The following is a 20,162-nucleotide window of genomic DNA, read 5'->3' on the forward strand; positions in this document are numbered from 1 at the left end:
GGGATGGGCCTCAGTTGCTATCGTTGTGAGCGGTCAGGGGGGTGTTCTGCACCTGCACCTGTTGGCCAACACGCACCTTTTGCAAACCCTCCATGATGACCTTGTCGCCAGCTGCCAGGCCGTGACTGACCCACCAACGGTTGTCTACAGCACGGGCCAACGTCAGCTCACGCTGTTCTACCTTGCCATCGACCACTACCAGGGCGGTGGCGCTACCGCGCTCGTCACGGCTGACGGCCTGCTGCGGTACCAAAATAGCGTCGTTCTGTACGCCTTCCTGCAACGTTGCCTTGATGTACATGCCCGGCATCAGCAGGCCGTCGGGATTGGGCACCACTGCGCGGAACGTCACACTGCCGGTGCTTTGGTCAACGCTGACGCCGTTGAAGGTGAGGGTGCCGGCATGGGCGTAGGCGCTCCCATCTTCAAGTTCCAGGGTCACACGAGCGGCATCCGCCTGCCCGCTGCGTGCCAGCTTGCCTTCGGCCAGTTCGCGCTTGAGGCGTAGCAGGGTGCTGCTTGGCTGGGTGAAGTCGACGTAGATCGGATCGAGTTGCTGTACCGTGGTGAGGGCCGTGGTCTGCTCGGCAGTGACCAGTGCGCCAGGGGTGACCGTGGAAGTGGCTGTGCGGCCATCGATCGGTGCGTTGATGCGGGTGTAGTCGAGGTTGATCTGTGCGGTACGCTGCTCCGCCAAGGCAGACTGCAGGCTGGCACGGGCCTCGAGCAAGGCCGACTGGGCGCTTTCGTTGTCTTCGGCACTGATTGCGTCGAGCTTCACCAGTTGAGCATCACGCTTGGCTTTGAGTTCGGCAGCCCGCAGCGTGGCTCTGGCCGAGCTGACGGTGGCCTTGGCCTGGGCCAAGGTGGCCTGGTAGGACTGCGGGTCAATCTGGTACAGCGCCTGGCCGGCCTTGACCGTGTCACCCTCATTGAACAGACGTTTCTGAATGATGCCGCCAACTTGCGGACGGATCTCGGCAATCAGGTGGGCGCTGGCGCGACCGGGCAGGGTGGTGGTCAGGGCCTGGGCGGAGGTTGTCACTTCATGCACCGCCACTTCCTGTACAGGAGCGGGGGCTGCAGCGGTTTCGGTTTCACCGCACCCTCCCAGGACAAGTAGGCCGGCGCCAAGCAGTAGCGCCCGGGACCAAGGTGATCGTGTATAGAACAGGGAGAGGAATAACGTATGCATCGCAGGCTCCGACCCAATTGATTCAGATGGCCCAAGCGTGCGTGGAAATTGTGCAGCAAATGTGCAGAAAGGATGGAGATTGGCCTGCGCGCCTTGCGGCGCTGGAGTTGGCACGCTTCAATGGTGGCAATTCCAATTCACCGGCGGAGCTATGAGAGTCAGCCTTTCGCACAAGTTTTTCTTCGCGATGCTCTTGGTCTGCACTTTCGCCGTGTTGGGCATGGTGTTCGCCGCCTACTTAAGTTTGAAGTATGGCTTTCTCGGCTACCTCAATCAGCAAGCCGAGGAGCGCATGGATCGCATCGTGCCGCGGGTCGAGCAGGCCTATGCGCGTAATGGCAGCTGGGACTTCATCCGTCGCGACAAGGACCAGTGGTTCGAACTGCTGCGCCCGGACGATATCCAGCCGGACAAGACTTTCGACCCCAGCTTGCTGACGGTCTCCGACCTGACTGGCGCGTTCGTGCGCTTCGCCCTGCTCGATGCCCAGCGCCGGCCGATCATCGGCTACCAGGGGCCTGGCAGTGAAATGCTGCTGCGCCCGATCAGGCATCAAGAACAGCTGGTCGGCTGGATGGCCCTTGCGCCGCTGCAGTCGGTGACCAGCGTGGGTGACCGCCGCTTCCAGCTGAACCAGCTGCGCTCCAGCCTGCTGATAGGTCTGGCCTGCCTGTTGGCCACGGGTGTGATCGCCTGGTGGCTTAGCCGTGCCTTGCTGCGCCCGATCCGTGAAGTGGCCAGTGCCACCCATCGCCTGGCTGCAGGTGATTATGAAATCCAGCTGCCGGTGCGTTCGGCAGACGAAGCTGGGCAACTGGCCGGCGATTTCAACCGCATGGCCGCCACGCTGGCGAGCAACGAGCGCCTGCGCCGCGACTTCATGGCTGATATTTCCCACGAGCTGCGCACGCCGCTGGCGGTGATGCGGGCCGAACTCGAAGCCATGGAAGATGGCATTCGCCCGGTCGATAGCAACGGTCTGCGCTCGCTGCAAGGCGAAGTCGGGTCGCTGAGCAAGCTGGTCGACGACCTGTTCGACCTGTCGTTGACCGAAGTAGGTGGACCGACCTATCGTCGCGAACGTATCGACCTGCGGGTGCTGCTGCCGGTGGTGGCCGATGCCTTCCAGGCCGGTTTTGCCGAGCGTGGCCTGGCGTTGCGCCTGGAGTTGCCGGAAGAACCGCTGTGGGTGCTGGGCGATGAGTCACGCCTGGGCCAGTTGTTGCACAACCTGCTGGAAAACAGTCGCCGTTATACCGATGCGGGCGGTCACACGGTGCTGCGCGCATTCCAGGACGGCGACCAAGTGCTGGTGCAATGCGAGGACACCGCCCCCAGCGTGGACAGTGCATCCCTGGCGCGCCTGTTCGAGCGTTTCTACCGCGCCGAGCGTTCGCGTAACCGTGCCAGTGGGGGCACCGGCCTGGGCCTGGCAATCTGCCGTGGCATCGCCGAAGTACACGGTGGCAAGCTGACGGCCAAGGGCTCGGCCTTGGGCGGCTTGCTGTTGTCACTCACGCTTCCGGTTGCCGGAGATCAGGCATGAGCCAGATTCTGTTGGTGGAAGATGAACCCAAGCTCGCCGCGCTGGTGGGCGATTACCTGCGCGCCGGTGGCTACCGCGTCGACCACCAGGAGGACGGCCTGGCGGTGATCCCGGCGATTCGCCAGGGCCAGTACGACCTGATTCTGCTCGACCTGATGCTGCCCGGTCGCGATGGCCTGGATATCTGCCGCGAGCTGCGCAGCTTCAGCCAGATGCCATTGATCATGATGACCGCCAGGGTCGACGAGATCGACCGCCTGCTGGGCTTGGAGCTGGGCGCCGACGACTACATCTGCAAGCCGTTCTCACCACGCGAGTTAGTCGCACGGGTCAAGGCCGTGTTGCGCCGTAGCGGGCAGCAGGCACCGAGCCTGGGCGTGGAGCTCGACTCTCGATCATTCCAGGCGCGCTACATGGGGGTGGCGCTGGACCTGACGCCGGTAGAGTTTCGCATGCTTGCGGCACTGGCGGCTCGCCCGGGACAAGTGCTGTCACGCGACCAACTGATGAATCACATCTACCGAGACCATCGCGTCGTCGCAGACCGAACCGTAGACAGTCACGTGAAGAATTTACGGCGCAAACTGTCAGGGGTAACTCCAGGACATGACCCGCTCAGGTCGGTATACGGGGTGGGTTACAGCCTGGAGCTTGAGTAGAACCCGGCCGCCAGCGGAGCGCCAGTGCCAGGCGCAACCGGTTGGGCACAAGGTTATCGAAATCAACTGCTCATCTATTTCATATCTAAATTCCCGAGCGGTTTGGTTGTTACGCCAGACCGGAGCGGATACGAGGGCGCTTTCGACCCGTAGCGGTCATTTTGCCCCACAGCAATCATTGTGGGAGCGGGTTCACCCGCGAACACCGGCACGGCCGGTGCCATCCACCGCGGCGCCTGCTTCGCGGGTAAACCCGCTCCCACAGAGTACGCGTCGCGCTTACGAAACCAGTTATCTTTTAGCGTCCGTTTTGGGTCGAGAGCAGCTGGTCGTGGGTGACCGCTTTCGACCCATAGCAGCCATTTACCGAGAGCGAATTACAACCTGTCGACCAATTCAGCCAAGACAGTTACGCTCGCGTCATTTGCACGGAAGCATCAATGAAAAAGACTTACGAAGGTAGCTGCTTGTGCTCAGCAGTAAGTTTCGAACTAGTCACTGCGCCAAAGGCAGTTACTCACTGCCATTGCAGCCAGTGCCGCAAAGGTCACGGGGCTGCATTCGCATCCTACGGTAGCGTCCCGCGTAGCGACCTGCGAGTACTACGTGGCGCCGATAGCATCAGGACGTATGCGTCTTCACCGACAGTAATGCGCGAATTTTGTCTGGCGTGCGGTTCGACTTTATTCTGGTCACGTTCTCAAGGTGAATATGCCGGCTGGATATCCATAGCGCTAGGAACGCTTGATACCCCCTTCGAGCCGAAGCAGCAGAGACATGTGCACGTCGACTCCGCTGCGCCTTGGTACACACAGGCCAGCATTCGGATCCAGCTCGGCTGACCGACATAGGTTAATACTCGCTATCAACAGGAGCAGCCGATTTGCAACGGACGCCAAGAGCATAAGTGCGCTTGCAGTTGACCTAGTCGTCGCAGCCTGATCAGGTTATGCAAGGTCCTTAGATGCTAGATCGCGACTGATTGGCGGCAGGCGCCTTCGGTGAAGGCACCGCGGTCAGCAGGAGATGAACTACGCTTCTGTAATAACACCGCAGATCGAAGAAACATTGCACAAGGTCGATACGGCCGGATGCTGGTGGTAAGGGACTGGCCATTCTTCGGGACCCGGCACCCTCATCGCCATCACCCGGGGTAGCCTCCGTGACAATCAAACAGCCCCTTACTGCTCTGCTGTTACTCGCCCTGCTGTCTGGTGGTTGTACAACGCCCACTGTCTCTCACGAACCCAGTCAGGCCTTGCCTGCGAACGATTCGGCGTTCGGTCGTTCTATCCAGGCCCAGGCAGCCCCCCATCGGGGCCAGTCGGGCTTTCGCTTGTTCTCCGATAGTGCCGAGGCTTTCGCCGCACGCGCCGAGCTGATTCGCAATGCTCAAAGCAGCATCGACTTGCAGTACTACATCGTTCACGACGGCATCAGTACTCGGATACTGGTGCGCGAGCTGCTCATCGCCGCCGACCGTGGCGTGCGCGTCAGGATCTTGCTCGATGACACCACCAGCGATGACCTGGAGCGAATTATCGCGACACTGGCGGCGCATCCGCATATACAGATCCGAGTGTTCAATCCACTGCACCTGGGCCGCAGTACCGTCGTGACGCGTACCATGGGCCGGCTGTTCAACCTGGCCCGGCAGCACCGGCGCATGCACAACAAATTGTGGGTGGTGGACAACAGTGCGGCCATCGTCGGCGGGCGCAATCTGGGGGACGAGTATTTCGATGCCGAGCCCAACAGGAATTTCACCGACATCGACATGCTCGGCGTCGGGCCGGTTGCAGAACAATTGGGACATAGTTTCGACCAGTACTGGAACAGTGCCCTGAGCAAGCCCATCGAGCAGTTCATCTCGACCAGGTCGACGACCGGGGACCTGAAAAACCTCCGGACTCGGCTGGACGAGTCCCTGGAGAAAGTACGCAAACAGAATCATGCGCTCTATCAACAACTGATGAGCTACACCACCCAGCCACGCCTGAATGACTGGCGCAGGGAGTTGATCTGGGCCTGGAACAAAGCGATGTGGGATGCACCGAGCAAGGTCTTGTCGAGTGGCGAGCCAGCCCCGTACTTGTTGTTGGCCACCCAATTGGCACCCGAGCTCAATGGGGTATCCAAGGAGCTGATCCTTGTCTCGGCGTACATGGTACCCGGCCAACCAGGGGTGGTGTACCTGACCCGTCGTGCCGACGCTGGCGTGTCGATCAGCTTGCTGACCAACTCACTGGAAGCCACCGATGTACCCGCCGCGCACGGCGCTTACGCGCCTTATCGCAAAACCTTGCTTGAGCATGGTGTGCAGTTGTTCGAATTACGCAGCCAATCCGGTGACAATGGCGACAGCGACAGTGGGCTGGGCCTGTTTCATAGAGGATCCTCCAATAGCTCCGAGTCCAGCCTGCATAGCAAGGCGATGATATTCGACCAGCAGAAAGCGTTTATCGGCTCGTTCAATTTCGACTCGCGCTCCTTGTTGTGGAATACCGAAGTCGGCGTGTTGGTCGATGACCCTGAGCTTGCTGGACGGGTGCGCGAACTGGCTCTGGAGGGGATGGCACCGGCTCTCAGTTATCACACCCGGCTGGAAAAGAATCAGCTGGTATGGGTCACCGAAGACGATGGCAAGCAACATACATTGACCAAGGAACCGGGGAGTTGGTGGCGACACTTCAATTCCTGGCTCAGCAGCGCGATCGGGCTGGAGAAAATGTTATAGCGTGGTTGTGTTGTAATTAATCGTCGGAGGCCACTCCGGTCATTCATTTCATTTTCAGGACCAGGATCATGCAGATGTGGATGAGGGCCCCCGGGCGGCTTGTCAGCCAATCGATGATGGCGATAGGGATTGGCTTCATCGCGATCATCGTGGGTAGGGAAGTATCTGCTACACCTCAAACCACTCAAGAGATAAGAGGCTTGCTGGACTTTGTCGAGCATAGTGAGTGCAGGTTCGTGCGCAATGGTACCGAATACTCTGGTCCCCGGGCTCGGGCGCATTTGATGCAGAAGCTGGATTATCTCGAAGGTAGGAAAATGGTGAAAAGCGCGGAAGACTTCATTGATCTTGCTGCCACCAAAAGCAGTATGAGTGGCCGCACCTATGAGGTGCGATGTCCAGAAGGCGTGGAGCCGGCGAGCATATGGTTGAAACGAGAGCTACAAAGGCAACGGCAATAGATCCAAGGCGCGACGATGATTAGCGCCACTGGTCTGCTACCAGTGCTGCGACAAGCATGGTCATGAAGCGAACTACCTCACCATGAACAAACTGGTTGCCTCGACCAAGGCTACCGGTGGATTTCCCATCGTTTGAACCTTGCTGAAGGCCCCGATGCCTACAAGCACTTTGATGCGCGGGATGATGGCTGGACGAAGGTGGTGCTCAAGCCTGCTGCCTGATTCGCACCCCGATGCTTCCAGGCAAGGAAGCTCGGCGAGGGAGGCGTTCGTCTGGTGTGCTAACTGGCACCTGCTTGAAACAAGCCCCGAACCACCTCCCTCATCCAGCGATTCCCGCTGTCTTGCTGGTAGCGCGCGTGCCAATGCTGCTTGACCGTGAAGCCCTCCACTGCAAACGGGCAATCGTGCACCTGCAGACCATGCATGTTGGCAAGTGTCTGCCCGATGTGCCGTGGCAGCGTAGCCACCAGGTCGGTCGACCCGACAATCATGCCTAATCCCAGAAACGCCGGCAGCTCCAGCATTATCCTGCGTTCGATGCCGGCCCGTGCCAGGCCAGCCTCGAGCAACTTCTGCCCGGTCCCGGCACTGATCTGTACATGCCCCTCGCCCTGGTAGCGTGCCACGCTCATGCCTTGGCCCAAACGAGGGTGTTGTGGGTTGCTCAGGCAGACCCAGTCCTGTTCGAACAACACTTGCTGATACATCCCCGCACCCAGCCAAGGCACAAAGCCGATGGCCAGGTCCGCCTCGCCGGACTCCAGCGCGCTTTCGGTGTTGCCATCTATGCGCGCCGCCTCCAGGCGAATACCCGGCGCATGGGTACGCAGGTGGTTGAGGATGCTGGGCAGCAGGGTGATATGGCTGGCATCACTGACGCACAGGCGAAAGCGACGCTGGGCCGTGGCCGGAACGAATTGCGGCTCCCAGGTAGTCAGGCGCCGCAGCGATTCCAGCACCTCGCGGCATGGCCCGATCAACTGGTCTGCCCGCGGGGTAGGGGCCATGCCCCCGGGGGTGCGCACGAACAGCGGGTCGTTCAGTTCTTCACGCAAGCGCCCCAACCAGATACTCACGGTAGGTTGACTCTGGCCGAGCTGTTCAGCGCTACGGGTCACGCTACGGCAGTGGTAAAGCACATCGAACAGCTGCAGCAGCTTGGGATCAGGCAAGGCATCGAGCGTGCTCATTATTGCGAGCCGCAGACGCTGGTGCTATCGCTGCAGAACGGTCTTGGCCACGAAGACATCCTGGCCGAGGCCGTGGGGCGTGAGCGGGTATTGGCCGGCAAGACCTACGTCGGTGGCGTGCTGCTGGCGCCGGGTTCGATCCGTGCCGGCGTGGCAGGCAAACACACCTTCATCGGCGAGCTCGACGGCCAACGGACCTCGCGTGTGCAGGCCATCGCCGAGGCTTTCAATGGCGCCGGGCTCGCCACCACGGTCAGCGACAACATTCTCGGCACCATGTGGGACAAGCTGCTGGTCAACGTCGCGACAGGCGCGCTCAGCGGCATCACCATGCTCAGTTATGGCCAGCTGTACAGCGAGCCGCTGCTGGAAAGCACCGCCAAGGCAGCGGTCAGCGAAGCCATCGCCGTCGCCGAGCGGGCCGGCATCCGCCTGAGCCTCACCAGCCCGGACGCTGCGTGGTGCCTGGCAGCTGAAGGCCTGCCGACAAGCTTCCGTACCTCGATGCTGCAGAGCCTGGAAAAAGGCTCGGTCACCGAGATCGATTTCATCAACGGCTCCGTCGTGCGCTGGGGCCAGCGCCACGGCGTGGCTACGCCGGTCAACGCGACCCTGGTTGCCTGCATCAAGGGTATCGAGCGCGCCATGGCCGATCAGCAGAAGGGAAGTAATCCATGAGCCAGCCGAAAGCCTACCTTGAACACGTTGCGTTCTGGGTGCGGGACATCCAGTGGCACATCCGCTTTTTCAGCGAGGTGTGCGGCATGACCATGCGCGAGATGCAAGGTGACGCCGAGCAGCCTGCGCAGTACTGGACCCTCGGTGGCCTGCAGTTCATCCACCAGCCGGACTTTGCCGGCCCGGAAGGGCGCATGGCACACCTGGGCATCATGTGCGAGGACCTCGAAGCCGCGTTGGCCGCCGCACAGCGTTTTGGCGTCAGCGAAATGCCTCAGGGCCGCAACTGGCTGCGCCTGCCTGACGGCCTGGCGGTCGAGTTCATTCAGGCATTGCCGGCGAAATGCGTCGCCCAGGCACTGGCCATCGACCCACGTGCAGAGGTGGTGGCATGAGCGTGGTGGAAAAATACTGGGACGATGCCTGCGAAGGCGATGAATGCATCAGCCCCACCTACACCGTTACCCGCGAACGCATCCTGGCCTACGCCGAACTCACCGGCGACCACACCCCGGTGCATGTCGACGAGGCGTACGCCAACGCGAGCCACTTCGGCTGCCTGGTTGCCCATGGCCTGTTCGGCCTGTCGATCGCCGACGGCCTGAAGACCCAGTGCGAATACCGCTTTGTACCGGGCATGTCGCTGGGCTGGACCTGGGACTTCGTGCTGCCGATCAAGGTCGACGATGTGCTGCACGTGCGCATGCGCGTGGGGGCGATGCGCCCGAGCAACAGCCGACCGGGCTGGGGCATCGTGGTCTTGCCGTCGGAGCTGATCAACCAGCATGGCGAAGTCGTGCAGCGTGGCGAGCACAGGCTGATGGTGCCGAGGAGAGTGCAGGCATGAGCCAGGCATTGCCATTGACGGGTATTCGCGTCATCGACTACAGCCACTTCCTGGCCGGGCCCTATGTGGGCCGTTGCCTGGCAGCACTGGGCGCCGAGGTGATCAAGGTCGAACGGCCGGGCAGCGGCGATGCCGGCCGCCAGCACGCGTTTACCCTTGATGAACAGCAGAGCGGTTACTTCCTGCAGCTGAACATGGGCAAGCAGGGCGTCAGCGTGAACATGAAAGACCCGCGTGGCAAAGCGTTCATGCAGCGCCTTACCGACTCGGCCGATGTGTTCATCGAAAACTATCGCCCCGGCGCCCTGGACAAGCTGGGCCTGGGCTATGCCGAGGTGTCAGCGCGCAACCCGCGTCTGGTGTACTGCTCCATCTCCGCCTACGGCCATACCGGCCCGGATGCCCACCGCGCCGGCTTCGGGCTGATCGCCGAGGCCAAGAGCGGGATCATGCAGATGGTCGGCGTGCCGGGCGAAGCGCCGCCGTTGCTGCGCATTTCTTTGGGCGACATGTACACCGGCATCCATGCCGTGGCGGCGATCAATGCGGCGCTGTTGGGCCGGGTGAGCAGTGGTCGTGGCCAGCACATCGACATGGCCCTGTACGACACGCTGGTGTCGATGCATGAATACGCGGTGCAGTGCTACACCTTGTCCGATGGCACCGTCCTGCCCGAGCAGACCGGCCATGACATGCCCACCTCCACCCTGTACGGCGTGTTTCGTGCGGCTGATGGCGACCTGGTAATCGCCGCCCAGGTCGACGACGCCTGGAAGCGCTTTGCCGCGATGCTCGAAGCCAACGGTGGCCCGCCCGGGTTCGGCAGCGACAGCCGCTACCACTGCCTCAATGGCCGCAACGCCCACCGCCAGGCGATCCTGGCCGTGGTGCGTGACTGGGTCGGTGCGCGCCGGGTGGCCGAGATCCTGCAATTGCTCGATGGCATCGACATTCCCAGCGCCAAGGTGCAGCGCATCGACGAGGTCGTGGCTGACCCGCAGATCCAGGCGCGCAACATGGTCATCGAGCAGCAGCACCCGCGCTACGGTACCTTGCGCCTGCCCAACCTGCCGTTCCGCTTTTCCGAGTGCGACACCACGATCCACCAAGTGGCCCCGGACCTCGGTCAGCACAATGCCGAAGTGGCCGCCGGCCTAGGTTTCAGCCCTGAAGAAATCACCGCCATGCAGGCAGACGGTGTGCTGTTCACCCATGGAGATGCACGATGAGCGACCGCTATGCAGTGATCGGCCGACCGATCAACCACACCAAGTCCCCGTTGATTCATGGCCTGTTCGCCCAGGCCAGTGGCCAGTGCCTGGAGTACGGCGCCATCGAGGGCGAGCTAGAGGGCTTCGAGGCCCAGGTGCTGAACTTTCGCAACGATGGCGGGTTGGGCATGAACATCACCGCGCCGTTCAAGCTGCGCGCCTTCGAGCTGGCTGACCAACGCAGCGAGCGCGCACAGCTGGCGCGGGCGGCCAATGCATTGAAGTTCGAGAATGGCCGTATCTTTGCCGAGAACTTCGACGGCATCGGCTTGCTGCGGGATATCGAGGAAAACCTCGGTGAACCACTGGCCAATCGGCGGGTACTGTTGCTCGGCGCCGGTGGCGCGGTACGTGGTGCATTGCTGCCGTTCCTGGAGGCGGGGCCAAGCGAACTGGTGCTTGCCAACCGTGACATGGCCAAGGCGCTCAGCCTGCGCAACGAACTGGACCACCCAAGGCTGCGCATCAGCCGTTATGAGGAGCTGGAGGGACAGTCCTTCGACATCGTGGTCAACGCCACCTCCGCGAGCCTCACCGGAGAGCTGCCGCCGCTACCTGAAGGTGTGCTGGGCGAGACGCGGCTGGCTTACGAGCTGGCGTATGGCAAAGGCCTGACGCCGTTCCTGCACATGGCCCAGGCGCAGGGTGTGGCGCGCCTGGCCGACGGTGTCGGCATGCTGGTCGAGCAGGCGGCGGAGGCGTTCGCCTGGTGGCGCGGGGTGCGGCCTGAAACCCGTGCCGTGATCGATCGCCTGACCATTCCACTGGAGTAGGATCCCGCTCCTATGGAACTCCACATAACTCCTTGATTTAGCGGGGACCCTGTGGGAGCGGGTTTACCCTGGTGCCAGTCAGTTGAGCGATTTGGGGCCGCTTTGCGGCCCATCGCCGGCAAGCCGGGCTCCCACAGGTACGGCGCCGACCTCAAGATTTTCGCAGTCCCTGTGGGAGCCCGGCTTGCCGGCGATGGGCTGCGCAGCAGCCCCAAAAGCTACGGGCCTGTTGATTTTGCACAGTTTCAGTTTAGTGTAAAGGTACAAACATATTGTGTTGAGTACTCTACATGATCCACTGGTCGCTACTGATCCTCGGATTGCCGACGGCCAATGCCACCGAGCGCATGCGTGCCTGGAGGAGCCTGAAGGCCTCCGGAGCCGCAGTGCTGAGGGATGGTGTTTACCTGCTGCCCGAACAATGTGCGGGTCGGGAAGTTTTCGAGGCAGTCGAGCGTGACGTGCTGGCTATCAACGGCACCGCATTTCTCCTGTCGCTGCCTGAGCGTGAAGAGCGCTTCAGCAGGCTGTTCGACAGGAGCGACGAGTACGCCAGCCTGATGGAAGAAATTGCAGGCTGCAGGGCCGAGCTGGCGCCAGAGAATGCGCTGCAGACCGCACGGCAGGTGCGCAAGCTCAGAAAGGCCTTCAGCCAGTTGGCGGCGACCGATTTTTTCCCGGGCGTGCCCAAGGCACAAGCCGATGCGGCGCTGCAAGAGCTCGAAGCCGCGATTGGCCGCGCACTGTCTTCCGATGAGCCGAGTGCCCACGACGAGGCGATCACCCGACTGGAACGCAACGACTACCAGGGGCGCCTTTGGGCCACCCGCAAGCGCCCATGGGTGGATCGGCTGGCATGTGCCTGGTTGATTCGTCGCTTCATCGATGCCGACGCTCGATTCATCTGGCTGGACAGGCCTGAAGACTGCCCGGGCGATGCGTTGGGCTTCGATTTTGATGGGGCCAGGTTCAGCCATGTCGGCCAGCGGGTGTCCCTCGAAACCCTCATCGAGAGCTTTGCCCTACAGCAGCCGGGCCTGGCACGCTTGGCCGCGGTCATTCACTACCTGGATGTGGGAGGCAACCAGCCCTCGGAAGCACCAGGTATCGAACGTGTCCTCGCGGGCTTGAGACAAAGCATTGGCGATGACGATCAACTGACAACGGTCGCCGGGGGTATCTTCGATGGCCTTCTGACGGCTTTCGCGAGTGAGGAAGCGCAAAATGGTTGATAGCACCTCTGCAGTGGGCGAACAGCCACCATCGCAAGCGGTTCAGCGGCCTATCGGACTGTTCGAAGCATTCCTGTTCTGGCTCAAGCTGGGCTTCATCAGTTTTGGTGGGCCCGCCGGGCAGATCTCGATCATGCACCAGGAACTGGTCGAGCGCCGGCGCTGGATCAGCGAGAAGCGGTTCCTGCACGCGCTGAACTACTGCATGTTGTTGCCAGGCCCCGAGGCACAGCAACTGGCCACCTACATCGGTTGGCTCATGCACCGCTCCTGGGGCGGGGTGATTGCCGGCGTATTGTTCGTATTGCCCTCGCTGTTCATCTTGATTGGCCTGTCTTGGGTCTACATCGCCTTTGGCGAGGTGCCGGTGGTGGCGGGGGTCTTCTACGGCATCAAGCCTGCAGTCACGGCCATTGTCGTGCACGCGGCGCACCGGATCGGCTCGCGCGCGCTGAAAAACGGCTGGCTGTGGGCCATGGCCGCAGCGTCGTTCGTGGCCATCTTTGCCCTCAATGTGCCGTTCCCGTTAATCGTGCTGGTTGCCGGTATCGCAGGCTATGTGGGCGGTCGCTTCGCCCCCGGCAAATTCGTGATCGGTGGTGGTCATGGGGCTGCCAGGAGCAGCTACGGCCCGGCCCTGATCGACGATGACACACCAACGCCTGACCATGCGCGTTTTCGGGTGGGGCATTTGCTGCGTCTGGTGCTGATCGGCGCCGTATTGTGGACCTTGCCCATGGGGCTGCTGACACTGACGTTTGGCTGGGCCGGCACTCTGACGCAAATGGGCTGGTTCTTCACCAAGGCCGCACTTTTGACCTTCGGTGGCGCCTACGCCGTCCTGCCCTATGTGTATCAGGGCGCCGTCGGGCATTACGGCTGGCTGTCACCCACTCAGATGATCGATGGCCTTGCCTTGGGAGAAACCACGCCAGGACCATTGATCATGGTGGTGGCTTTCGTCGGCTTCGTCGGTGGCTACGTGCATCCGATGTTCGGTGAGCAAAACCCGTTCCTGGCCGGTGCAGTCGCGGCCAGCCTCGTCACCTGGTTCACCTTCCTGCCGTCGTTCCTGTTCATCCTCGCCGGTGGCCCGTTGGTGGAGTCGACCCACAACGAGATGAAGTTCACCGCACCGCTGACGGGGATCACGGCTGCGGTCGTGGGGGTGATCCTGAATCTCGCCATGTTCTTCGGCTATCACGTGCTCTGGCCAAAGGGTTTCAGTGGGGCGTTCGACTGGCCTTCGGCGTTGATCGCGATTGCTGCCGCAGTGGCCCTGTTCCGCTTCAAGCGTGGCGTGATCCAGGTACTGTTCAGTTGCGCCTTGGCCGGTGTGGCGGTCCATATGTTGCGTGGTTGATACCGGTTGCCGGCCGACATCGTCGGCCGGCTTGTCACGAATCAGAAGGTGTAGGTCACCCGCCCGAAGTAATACCCGCCGGTAAAGCCATAGGGCGAGTACACCCCGTATCCCTTGACCATGGTCTTGCTGCTCGGTGCCTGGCGCTCGGGGTAGATATCGAACAGGTTGCGCGCCCCAATCGCCACTTCCAGGTCCTTGGTCAGCTGGTAGCCTGCATCCAGGTCGGTGATCCAGCGCGCCTTGTACTCGCGGTCCAGCGAACGGTCGTTGGCGGCATTCACCTCGCGCCAGGATCCGTAGCGGGTCAGCCCCAGGTTGACCCGGTAGCGGTCCAGGCGCCAGTTGCCGCCAAGGATCAGCTTGGTGTGCGGTTGTACCTCGGTCAGCAGGTTGCGCGCCTGGCGATTCATAAGTTCGTAGGGCGTGCCAAGGATGTTCACGCTCTGCTTGTAGTCGAGGATCTCGGTGTCGTTCCAGTTGAAGGCTGCCGTCCACTTCACCGTCCCTGCACCGCCCAGGTCCTGGTCGTAGCTGCCCACCAGGTCCAGGCCCTTGGTGCGGGTATCGGCGCCGTTGGTGAAGTACTGGCCGCCCGAGGTCGAGTCGATACCGTTGGCGAGCAAGGCCTGGGTGACCTCGGGGCCGAGCAGGGTCCCGGTGAGGGTGATGCGGTCGCGCACGTTGATCAGGTAGGCATCGGCAGTGAAGGCCAGGCGCTCGCCAGGCTGCCAGGCCAGCCCCAGGCTGTAGTTGGTGGACTTTTCCGGTTTCAGTGGTTCGGCGCCCAGCGCCTTGGCGGCGGCCGAATCCACCGGCAGCACGCCATAGTTGATCGACTGGTACACGCCGTCGACCACGCCGTAGGTGGTGGAGCGGGCGCTGAACAGGTTGTTGGCCAAGGACGGCGCGCGGAAGCCGTTGCTCACCGTCGCCCGCACGGCCAGTTCGGGGGTCAGCTCGTAGCGGGTGGTCAGCTTGCCGCTGCGGGTGGCCCCGATGTTGCGATCATAGTGCTCGTAGCGCAGGGCAGCACCCCAGTACCACTGCGGCAGCGGGTTGAAACCCACGTCCAGGTAACCGGCGTAGCTGTTGCGGCTGGCACTGGCGGCCTCGGCGGGGGAGATGCCGTTGGTGACCTGGGCGCCGGAGGCGGCGCAATTGCCGGGCGCCTTGCAGTAGCCGCCGTCGGCCCAGCTGGCCCAGTCGCCAGCCTGCACCTGGTAGGTATCGCGGCGCTGTTCCAGGCCCCAGGAGAAGTCCAGCGGCTTGGTCAGCCCAACTTCGAAGCTGCGGCGCAGGTCGAGGTTGCTGGTCAGTTGCGAGCTGACCCAGGTGCCGGATTCGAAATGGTTGGGCGTGGCCTCGCCCAGTGACGGGTTCTGGTTGTTCCAGGTGCCCTGTTCGGCCTCGTTGCGCCCGTAGGTGCTGGACAGGTCCCAGTCCCATTCGCCGGCCAGGCCCCTGGCGCCAAACGCCGCCTGGTAGTCGTATTCCTCGATGTACCAGGTGGGCGTGTAGCCCGAGGGGCGCCCGTTGGGCCCGGTGGTGATGGTGTTGACGATGGTCGGCAGGCGGAAGTTCTGGCCCTGCTCGGCCTTGCGGTACGACCAGGTGCTGAACGAGTAGAGCGTCAGGTCGTCCTGCAGCGGCAGTTCGGCGTTGTAGCTCAGGGTCAGAAGGTTGATCTTCGGCGTGCCATAGCCGCCGTAGGTAACCTTGCCGGCGCGGTCCAGGGCTTCGGCCTGGCTGTAGCCATTGGCGCTGGCCTTGTTGTCGTCGTTCTGGCTGCGGGCGTCCAGTGCCAGTTGGACGATGCCGTCGCGGCCGATCTCGAAGCCCTTGTTCAGGCTTTGCTGCACGGTCTGCTTCTTGCCGTCGTAGCCCTGGCCTGCGGTGGTCACGGCAGTGCCGCTGGCGTCGGCCTTGAGGATCACGTTGATCACCCCGGCGATGGCGTCGGAGCCGTATTGGGCGGCCGCACCATCACGCAATACCTCGACATGGTCGATGGCACTGATGGGAATCAGGTCGAGGTCGGCGGGGGCTGCGCCGGCGTTGATGCCGCTGATGTTGAGCGTAGCGCTGGTATGGCGGCGCTTGCCGTTGACCAGCACCAGTACCTGGGCGGCGTTCAGGCCGCGCAGGTTAGGGGCGCGGGCCATGCCGCTGGCGTCCCAGCCGGTCTTTTCCGGCAAGGTCAGCGACGGCACGCTGGCGCTGAGGGCTTCCATCAGGCCGGGCTTGCCGGTTTCCTGCAACTGCTTGGCGCTGATCACGTCGATGGGCACCGGGCTGCTGGTTACGGTGCGTTTCTCGCTGCCACGGTTGCCGGTGACGATCACCGTGCCCAAGGCCTGGGCGGCGGGTTCCTCGGCCAGGCTGGGTGTGTTGTGCAGCCCGGCGGCCAGGGCCACGCCGAAAAAAGAGGCAGTTTTAAAAGCTGGCTTCATGCACGCAGTTCCTTGTCTGGCATGGCTGGCGCACTTACGGCGCTTTGGCCGCGATCGCGTCGATTTCCACCAGCGCGCCCGGCAATGGCAGGGCCACCACCTGGATGGCGGTGCGGGTCGGTGTACGGGGTTGCTCGGCGGTGGCGAAGAACTCGGTGTAGGCGGCCTGCAACCCGGCGAAGTCGAGGGCGCCGCCGTTGGCCGGGTCACCTACCAGGAACACCCGCAACTGGACGATGTCGCCAAGGTCCAGGCCCTGGCTGCGCAGCGCCGTGCGCAGCTTGTTCAGCACCGAGCGGGCCTGGGTTTCGGTGTTGCCCAGCGCTGCAACGCTACCCTTGGGCGCCTTTGGGTCGGCCACGTCCGGCAGGGTGCCGCTGATGAAGGTCAGCTGGCTGCCGGCCGGTACCGTGACCAGCTGCGAGATGGGGAAGTTCGAGCCGGGTGGCGCGACGCGCTTGATGCCGTCGGCGTGGGCGTTGAGGGTGAGCGACATGAGTACTCCGGCAAGCAGAAGAAGACGAGGCATGGGGGTGGTTCCTTGCAGGTCAGGCGGCAACGCCGCGGGTTGTCTGGCTGGCGTGTTTGGCAATCAGGCCGACCACCCGGCGGGCGGACTCGGCGGCACTGTTCTGCCAGATGCCCACGCCGCCATGGGCCAGGGCGTCGCTGGCCAGCCAGGTACGCCCCTGGGGCTGATTGAGCAGGTCGTAGCCGGGCTGGGCGACTTCGTCGTGGACGATCCACGGCGCTTCGCTGAAGGGGATCTTCGACCAGTTCACCACCACCGGCCTGGCCAGCTTGTGGCTGTGGCCGGGGTGCAGCGATTCCACCGCCTGGCGCGAGGAGGCGACCTGGGCCTGCAGCGGCTTGGCGGCAAACTGCTGGGCCACCGCGCCCGTGTTGTAGGTGGCGACCAGCACACCCTGGGCGCTGTTGAGGTGATCGCTGGGGTACCACAGGGTGCGGGCTTCGTGGTTGATGTAGCTGAGCCCGCCATAGATCTGGAAGTCGGTTTCCCAGAAGCGCGGCGACTGCCAGGCCACCTTGTTGGCCTTGTCGCCTTCGGCGCTGGCGATGGCCTGCCTGAAGGCCTTGTCGAAGTTGTTCGGCAGCTTGGCCAGCAGCGGCAGGGGCAGGGTGACGATGGCGTAGTCGGCCTGTTCGACGTGCTGCTGGCCGCTCTTGCGGTCGCGCCAGACCACCTTGGCACCGTTGTCACCGGTATCCACCCCCAGCACCTCGGCGCCCAGGCGCACGCTGTCCTTGACCTGGCGATAGAACGCCTTGGGAATCTGGTCCATGCCGCCGACCGGCTGGAACATGGTCGAGGAGAACTCGGGGATTTCGTCGAACACCAGCGGCAGTAGCAGGTTGCTGTCCAGCAGCTGGTCCAGTGGCACCGGCTGGCGCTGGATCGGGGTCTGGTCGCCGGCGCCGGCGAAGCGGGTGTAGCCGGCGCGTACCGAACCGCGGTACTGCTGCTGGCTGTCGAGGTCGCCGTAGACCTTGAGGAAGTCCAGCAAGGCCTTGCGCTGGCTGCTGTCGAGCTCGGCATCGAGGGAGTTGCGGCTGACACTGCGCGCCAGCAGTTCACTGAAGTGCCCGCGGGTGTCGTTGACTGCCTGGCGCAGCAGCAGCGGTGGGCGAGCCAGGTCTGGCTGGGCCAGGGCGTTGCGGCTGCTGTTGACCAGCACCTGCAGCTCCACCCCCAGCTCACGGCAGTAGCCGAGGATGGTCAGGTGATGGCTGGGCAGGCGCGCGGCGCCGGCGTTGAAGAAGTGGCCCGGGTCGAACTCGACGGTTTGCGAACTGCCGTCGTTGTGCTCGACGCGGTCGCCCTGGCGCAAGGTCCAGACCCGGCCACCGACCCGCTCGCGGGCCTCCAGCACGGTGACCGAAAAGCCGGCCTTGCGCAGCTCGTAGGCGGATACCAGGCCGGAAATACCAGCGCCGACAATCACCACGCGCTTGCCGTTGCCGCCGCTTGCGGCCAGTTTCAGCGGTTGGAAGGTGGCAGCCAGGGCATTCTGCCCCAGCGCGCCCAGGGCTGCCGAATAGCCGCCAATGGCGGCGAGGCGGGAGATCAGGTCTCTACGGGACAATCCCATGTCGCATGCTCCGAGAAGGTTGGGTTCGGATGTGCGCAACGGGCGGATCGAAGGGAGGGACCCGACGGCGGCTGGCACAAATCCATTTGCCTCCGCCATGTTGGGGTCGGTTTACAGAACCTAATGGACTTTCACGATGCTGTGAAAGGCTTTTTTGTTCTATGTTAATTATGTTTATTACTGATAAATCGCATCAGTATAAATGCGTAATGCTGATTTTTGAGCGGGGCCTTGTGGGAGCAACTGTCTTGCTCAATTTCTAAAATCTAGCGCGTCGCCTGCTTCGCGGGCTTGCCCGCTCCCACAGGTACTGCGTTGGCTTCGGGTTCACGCTGTACCTGTGGGAGCGGCCGTGGCCGCGAACACCGGCGCAGCCGGTGCCATGCACCGTGTTGGATTCTTCGCGGCTAAAGCCGCTCCCACAGGGTACGAGGATCGCTTGCGAACTCAGTTATCTGTCCGACAGCGCGGTCCAAAGGGCTGGGCAATCTCCCACAAGGTCCCTGCCAAAGCAACGAAAGGGCCTGCACAGGCGGCAGGGCCTATGCAGAACGCGTACTGCGTCCTGCCTCACGTTGGGCCACCAGCGCGCGGATCCGCGGAATCAGCTCCTGCCCGTACTCCACGGCATCGCGCAACTGCTCGAAGCCACGGAACAGGAAGGTGCTCACACCCAGTTCGTAGTAGGCCAACGCCGCTTCGGCCACCTGCTCGGGCGTGCCCACCAGTGAGGTGGAATTGCCGGCCCCGCCGCCCAAAGCTGCGATTTCGGTCCACAGCCGGGTATCGTGCACCTTGCGCTGGCCGGCCAGCTGTACCAGGCGCTCGGAGCCGACATTGCTCTTGCCGAAATTCTTCTCGCGGCGGTTGCCCTGGCGGATGCCGATGCGCTGCCTGGCATCGGCCAGGATGCGTTCGGCCCGCGCCCAGGCCTCTTCCTCGGTGGCCCCCAGGATCGGCCGCAGCGACAGGCTGAAGCGGATGTGATTCTCCCGCCCGTGACGGGCCGCGGCCTTGCGCACCTGGGCAATGCGCTCGCGCACCTGCTCCAGTGGCTCCCCCCACATCATGTACACATCGGCGTGTTTCGCCGCGACCTCCACCGCCGCGTCCGAAGCGCCGGAGAAGTACACCGGTAGCATGCCCACCGGCTTGACCAGGGTCAGGTTGACTTCCACCCGGTAATGCTCGCCGTGGTGGTCGAAGGGTGTGGTCTGCGTCCAGGTGTTGCGTAGTACCTGCAGGTATTCGTCGGTGCGGGCGTAGCGGGCGTCCTTGTCGAGGAAGTCGCCGTCGCGCTGCAGGTCGCCGCTGTCGCCGCCGGTGATCACGTTGATCGAGGCGCGGCCGCGGCTGAGCTGGTCGAGGGTGGCGAACTGGCGGGCGGCGAAGGTTGGCGCCTGGAACCCGGGGCGGTGCGCCACCAGCAGGCCGATGCGCTCGGTCAGCGCGGCTACGTAGCTGGCCAGGATCATCGAGTCCGGCGCGCTGGTGTTGACTGCCAGCAGGGCCTTGTCGAAGCCGGCGTATTCCTGGGCCTGGGCGAAGGCCTTGATGAAATCAAGGTCGACCAGCGGGCCGCGCGGGGCCTGTGATTCGCTGCTTTCCTGGGGGCCGATGAGGCCGATGAATTCTAGGCTCAT

17 protein-coding genes and 2 pseudogenes are annotated in these 20,162 nt (G+C 63.0%); 13 read left to right on the forward strand and 6 right to left on the reverse strand.

The genetic code is table 11. The annotated features are described in order from the left end of the window. Positions 1-10: 10 nt before the first annotated feature. Positions 11-1,195 carry an efflux RND transporter periplasmic adaptor subunit gene (locus ABIB24_RS01305; protein WP_274119949.1) on the reverse strand — a complete coding sequence of 395 codons (1,185 nt, stop codon included), beginning with the start codon at positions 1,193-1,195 and terminating at the stop codon, positions 11-13. A gap of 151 nt (positions 1,196-1,346) precedes the next feature. Here ABIB24_RS01305 and ABIB24_RS01310 point away from each other — a divergent pair, with 151 nt between their 5' ends. The 6 genes and pseudogenes from ABIB24_RS01310 to ABIB24_RS01335 form a co-directional block, all read left to right on the forward strand. Next, positions 1,347-2,741, forward strand: a complete 1,395-nt coding sequence (locus ABIB24_RS01310; protein WP_137164214.1) for an ATP-binding protein — start codon at positions 1,347-1,349, stop codon at positions 2,739-2,741. Continuing rightward, positions 2,738-3,400, forward strand: coding sequence for a response regulator (locus tag ABIB24_RS01315; RefSeq protein WP_137164213.1), 663 nt, complete (start codon positions 2,738-2,740; stop codon positions 3,398-3,400). Before ABIB24_RS01310 ends, ABIB24_RS01315 begins: the two co-directional genes overlap by 4 nt. Positions 3,401-3,840: 440 nt before the next feature. Then, positions 3,841-4,242, forward strand: coding sequence for a GFA family protein (locus ABIB24_RS01320; RefSeq protein ID WP_137164211.1), 402 nt, complete (start codon positions 3,841-3,843; stop codon positions 4,240-4,242). 320 nt (positions 4,243-4,562) lie between these two features. Continuing rightward, on the forward strand, positions 4,563-6,137 hold the full coding sequence (locus ABIB24_RS01325) for a phospholipase D family protein (RefSeq protein ID WP_137164210.1): 1,575 nt from the start codon (positions 4,563-4,565) through the stop codon (positions 6,135-6,137). A 68-nt stretch (positions 6,138-6,205) separates the two neighbouring features. Further along, a complete protein-coding gene (locus tag ABIB24_RS01330) occupies positions 6,206-6,598 on the forward strand; it encodes a YfeK family protein (RefSeq protein WP_274078438.1) in 393 nt (130 codons plus the stop codon). A gap of 31 nt (positions 6,599-6,629) precedes the next feature. Continuing rightward, positions 6,630-6,820 (forward strand): annotated as a pseudogene (locus tag ABIB24_RS01335) (aldehyde dehydrogenase); the annotation flags it as partial. Positions 6,821-6,879: 59 nt separating this feature from the next. On the opposite strand, the gene ABIB24_RS01340 reads toward ABIB24_RS01335, so the two are convergent. Continuing rightward, positions 6,880-7,791, reverse strand: coding sequence for a LysR family transcriptional regulator (locus ABIB24_RS01340; RefSeq protein ID WP_274078437.1), 912 nt, complete (start codon positions 7,789-7,791; stop codon positions 6,880-6,882). A gap of 9 nt (positions 7,792-7,800) precedes the next feature. On the opposite strand from ABIB24_RS01340, the pseudogene ABIB24_RS01345 reads away from it, so the two are divergent. The 7 genes and pseudogenes from ABIB24_RS01345 to chrA form a co-directional block, all read left to right on the forward strand. Beyond that, a pseudogene (locus ABIB24_RS01345) lies at positions 7,801-8,469 on the forward strand (ketopantoate reductase family protein); the annotation flags it as partial. Further along, complete coding sequence (locus ABIB24_RS01350) at positions 8,466-8,864, forward strand: VOC family protein (RefSeq protein ID WP_025339475.1); 399 nt, start codon at positions 8,466-8,468, stop codon at positions 8,862-8,864. The pseudogene ABIB24_RS01345 and the gene ABIB24_RS01350, both read left to right, overlap by 4 nt. Continuing rightward, the gene (locus tag ABIB24_RS01355; RefSeq protein WP_075045462.1) at positions 8,861-9,316 is read left to right on the forward strand and encodes a MaoC family dehydratase; all 456 of its coding nucleotides are present in this window, start codon (positions 8,861-8,863) and stop codon (positions 9,314-9,316) included. The genes ABIB24_RS01350 and ABIB24_RS01355 overlap by 4 nt, the downstream gene beginning before the upstream one ends. Then, positions 9,313-10,545: a CaiB/BaiF CoA transferase family protein gene (locus ABIB24_RS01360; protein WP_274078436.1), complete on the forward strand. Its 1,233-nt coding sequence runs from the start codon at positions 9,313-9,315 to the stop codon at positions 10,543-10,545. Before ABIB24_RS01355 ends, ABIB24_RS01360 begins: the two co-directional genes overlap by 4 nt. Beyond that, a complete protein-coding gene (gene aroE / locus ABIB24_RS01365; protein WP_354315997.1) occupies positions 10,542-11,360 on the forward strand; it encodes a shikimate dehydrogenase in 819 nt (272 codons plus the stop codon). Before ABIB24_RS01360 ends, aroE begins: the two co-directional genes overlap by 4 nt. Positions 11,361-11,650: 290 nt before the next feature. After that, on the forward strand, positions 11,651-12,592 hold the full coding sequence (locus tag ABIB24_RS01370) for a chromate resistance protein ChrB domain-containing protein (protein ID WP_274078434.1): 942 nt from the start codon (positions 11,651-11,653) through the stop codon (positions 12,590-12,592). Further along, entirely contained in the window at positions 12,585-13,955 is a 1,371-nt protein-coding gene (gene chrA, locus ABIB24_RS01375) for a chromate efflux transporter (RefSeq protein WP_274078433.1), read from the forward strand. The genes ABIB24_RS01370 and chrA overlap by 8 nt, the downstream gene beginning before the upstream one ends. Before the next feature lie 41 nt (positions 13,956-13,996). Here the strand turns inward: chrA and ABIB24_RS01380 are convergent, their stop codons facing one another. The 4 genes from ABIB24_RS01380 to ABIB24_RS01395 all read right to left on the reverse strand — a co-directional run bounded on the left by ABIB24_RS01380 (position 13,997) and on the right by ABIB24_RS01395 (position 20,162). Further along, on the reverse strand, positions 13,997-16,408 hold the full coding sequence (locus ABIB24_RS01380) for a TonB-dependent receptor plug domain-containing protein (RefSeq protein WP_354315998.1): 2,412 nt from the start codon (positions 16,406-16,408) through the stop codon (positions 13,997-13,999). Positions 16,409-16,442: 34 nt separating this feature from the next. Next, positions 16,443-16,937 (reverse strand): RidA family protein, encoded by a 495-nt coding sequence (locus ABIB24_RS01385; RefSeq protein ID WP_025339468.1) that lies wholly within the window; start codon positions 16,935-16,937, stop codon positions 16,443-16,445. Positions 16,938-16,956: 19 nt separating this feature from the next. Then, positions 16,957-18,519 carry a flavin monoamine oxidase family protein gene (locus tag ABIB24_RS01390; protein WP_274078431.1) on the reverse strand — a complete coding sequence of 521 codons (1,563 nt, stop codon included), beginning with the start codon at positions 18,517-18,519 and terminating at the stop codon, positions 16,957-16,959. A 542-nt stretch (positions 18,520-19,061) separates the two neighbouring features. Beyond that, the gene (locus ABIB24_RS01395) at positions 19,062-20,162 is read right to left on the reverse strand and encodes an LLM class flavin-dependent oxidoreductase (RefSeq protein ID WP_354315999.1); all 1,101 of its coding nucleotides are present in this window, start codon (positions 20,160-20,162) and stop codon (positions 19,062-19,064) included.

Source organism: Pseudomonas sp. UYEF17 (genome assembly GCF_040546125.1).
GTDB classification, from domain to species: Bacteria; Pseudomonadota; Gammaproteobacteria; order Pseudomonadales; family Pseudomonadaceae; genus Aquipseudomonas; species Aquipseudomonas putida_Z.

Coding starts and splice junctions, on each gene's coding strand:
- ABIB24_RS01330 (WP_274078438.1), top strand. CDS start 6,206: ATGCAGATGTGGATGAGGGCCCCCGGGCGGCTTGTCAGCCAATCGATG.
- ABIB24_RS01355 (WP_075045462.1), top strand. CDS start 8,861: ATGAGCGTGGTGGAAAAATACTGGGACGATGCCTGCGAAGGCGATGAA.
- ABIB24_RS01350 (WP_025339475.1), top strand. CDS start 8,466: ATGAGCCAGCCGAAAGCCTACCTTGAACACGTTGCGTTCTGGGTGCGG.
- ABIB24_RS01370 (WP_274078434.1), top strand. CDS start 11,651: ATGATCCACTGGTCGCTACTGATCCTCGGATTGCCGACGGCCAATGCC.
- ABIB24_RS01360 (WP_274078436.1), top strand. CDS start 9,313: ATGAGCCAGGCATTGCCATTGACGGGTATTCGCGTCATCGACTACAGC.
- ABIB24_RS01380 (WP_354315998.1), bottom strand. CDS start 16,408: ATGAAGCCAGCTTTTAAAACTGCCTCTTTTTTCGGCGTGGCCCTGGCC.
- chrA (WP_274078433.1), top strand. CDS start 12,585: ATGGTTGATAGCACCTCTGCAGTGGGCGAACAGCCACCATCGCAAGCG.
- ABIB24_RS01390 (WP_274078431.1), bottom strand. CDS start 18,519: ATGGGATTGTCCCGTAGAGACCTGATCTCCCGCCTCGCCGCCATTGGC.
- ABIB24_RS01305 (WP_274119949.1), bottom strand. CDS start 1,195: ATGCATACGTTATTCCTCTCCCTGTTCTATACACGATCACCTTGGTCC.
- ABIB24_RS01320 (WP_137164211.1), top strand. CDS start 3,841: ATGAAAAAGACTTACGAAGGTAGCTGCTTGTGCTCAGCAGTAAGTTTC.
- ABIB24_RS01340 (WP_274078437.1), bottom strand. CDS start 7,791: ATGAGCACGCTCGATGCCTTGCCTGATCCCAAGCTGCTGCAGCTGTTC.
- aroE (WP_354315997.1), top strand. CDS start 10,542: ATGAGCGACCGCTATGCAGTGATCGGCCGACCGATCAACCACACCAAG.
- ABIB24_RS01315 (WP_137164213.1), top strand. CDS start 2,738: ATGAGCCAGATTCTGTTGGTGGAAGATGAACCCAAGCTCGCCGCGCTG.
- ABIB24_RS01310 (WP_137164214.1), top strand. CDS start 1,347: ATGAGAGTCAGCCTTTCGCACAAGTTTTTCTTCGCGATGCTCTTGGTC.
- ABIB24_RS01395 (WP_354315999.1), bottom strand. CDS start 20,162: ATGAGCCTAGAATTCATCGGCCTCATCGGCCCCCAGGAAAGCAGCGAA.
- ABIB24_RS01385 (WP_025339468.1), bottom strand. CDS start 16,937: ATGCCTCGTCTTCTTCTGCTTGCCGGAGTACTCATGTCGCTCACCCTC.